We start from the raw sequence: 1,935 nt of genomic DNA, 5'->3' as shown, positions 1-1,935 counted from the left end.
GCGCCCGCTAACGTCCCCGCTCCTGTTCAACAAGGCGCTCAAACCGTCCCCATTGACCCAGGAGCGGCCGGCCAAAAGCTCGGAGCTGTTTTTTTTGCCCTGCCAGGGGCGGCTTAGCTTAACGTTAGGGGCGCGCAGGAGGGACCAGACTGTTGCACGAATTCAAGATCGCTGGGCCGGCATTGGACGACGGGGTTCCGATACATCTTGCTGTTGCAGCGCTAGACAATTTTCAGTCTATCGTAGATAAATCCTATCTGGTTCTCGCGGGCAGCCAACGGATGAGCGGCATAGACCGCGAGATATTCCAACTGCGAGCCAAACAATTCACCAATGGCTCGCTGCTAACCTACTTTGAGATCGCACTTCATGGAATCCAACTGTCTCTACCCTTCGTAAGCTCTTTTGGGCCGCAGAATCTCTGGGACTACACCCGTGATTCGTTTTTCTTCCTGCAAAGCGTCTGTAGTGCAGTCCAAGCCGGCGAAAAACCAACCTACCATTTCGAAAACGATGGAAACGTCGCAGTCCATATCGGCGATTCAACCCACCATTACCATGGTCCGGTGATACAAATTGGTGAGCTTGCGCTTCCAAGCTATCAAAATCTGGCGCATCTCATCGACCCGAAAAAGCTCAGCCATATCTCGGCAAAACCTAAGGACCAAGACAAGCAGGACATATACATCGGACCCGACGATAGAGGTAAATTCGACATTCCAACGCGGATAGAAAAGGACACTCAGGCAATACACTGCGAGATCTACGATTTCAACAAATACAAGAATGCCGGAAAGCTATCCGTAAAGCGGCCACAGCAGGCGATTCCGCAAGGCGACTATCCATTCGAGATCTTTGGGTCACAGGATCACGTAGAGTACATATACTCAATGCTCCAGCCGCAGGTTCAACTCCATTGTCTAGTGGAAATGGAATCCAACCCGTTCGGTGAAGACAAGGTGCACAAATTGCATATCACTGGCATAAGCCCCTAACCATTGCAAAAGCCCGACGCCAAACTGCGGCCTTCGCTATCGCTACGGCCAAACTTTGGCGCCGGCTTTGGAAAACGGCAGGAAGCATGAGTCCTGACCCTAGAGCCATGGCCGATCAGATGCTGAGGTCGGCGTGCGATCTCCAAGGCAATGCGCTTGTAGCACGGGAGCGTACTCGGGAAGTATTCCGACAAAAGGAAACGAACGAACAAAACATACTGAGAATCGCGGTTGACGGTCTTGTCGCTTCATTGGCGGCGAAGATAGACCGCCCAGTTAGCAATGTAACCGAGGAAGCCTCGTATCAAATTGGGCTGTCCGCCTCTTTCGTAAGAACATACTATGTCGTGACCGACATGCTACTCAACGGAGATGTAGTAGAGGCTGTGGTTTTGCTTCGAAAGCAAGTCGAGAGCTTGGCCAGGATTCTTGAACTTGAAGATAGTCCAGCGCAGGATCTACTCAATAAAACGCCAAACATTAAGCATGTGTTCACTAATGGAACAGGAAGAATATACGGCACACTCCCTGAAGTAGCCCACTTTGCGACTCCTGATGCCGCAGAGCTTCTTGGTGTCAATCGAGATGGTGAACGCAATGGTCCCAATCTTGTTCCACAATTCAACGACAGCCAATTCGCCTACATGGAGCTTTCCCACTTCACTGGTATCCGCTTCTCACACTGGCTGCTCGGAAAGCTACCTTCTTGGTATCCAGGTATTGACCTTGAGATGGAGGTACGCATAGCCGCTCATGCGATCTCGTCCGCACTCGTAGCTGGGGTCCTAAAAACCATCGAAGACCCAAGGACCTAATCGGGTAAGGGCGGGTGTTTAGCCCGCCCTCCCCACACCACCTAGCATGCGGGTCCGCACTAGGCGATTCACAAGAAGGGAGCACACGACGCTTTAGGCATAGCCATGCGCTTTCATCCACTGAT

Annotated in this window: 2 protein-coding genes; both read left to right on the top strand. The window is 51.8% G+C overall.

Translation table 11 applies throughout. The annotated features are described in order from the left end of the window. The first annotated feature begins 152 nt into the window (after window positions 1-152). On the top strand, window positions 153-995 hold the full coding sequence (locus tag CKO40_RS23640) for a hypothetical protein (protein ID WP_200348912.1): 843 nt from the start codon (window positions 153-155) through the stop codon (window positions 993-995). Window positions 996-1,102: 107 nt separating this feature from the next. Further along, window positions 1,103-1,810 (top strand): hypothetical protein, encoded by a 708-nt coding sequence (locus CKO40_RS23635; protein ID WP_200348911.1) that lies wholly within the window; start codon window positions 1,103-1,105, stop codon window positions 1,808-1,810. The last annotated feature ends 125 nt before the right edge of the window (window positions 1,811-1,935 follow it).

Origin of the sequence: Halochromatium glycolicum, from assembly GCF_016584085.1 — a bacterium.
Lineage (GTDB): Bacteria > Pseudomonadota > Gammaproteobacteria > Chromatiales > Chromatiaceae > Lamprobacter > Lamprobacter glycolicus.
Note: the sequence above shows the minus strand (reverse complement) of the source record. Positions and strands in the feature narration are given on the sequence as shown.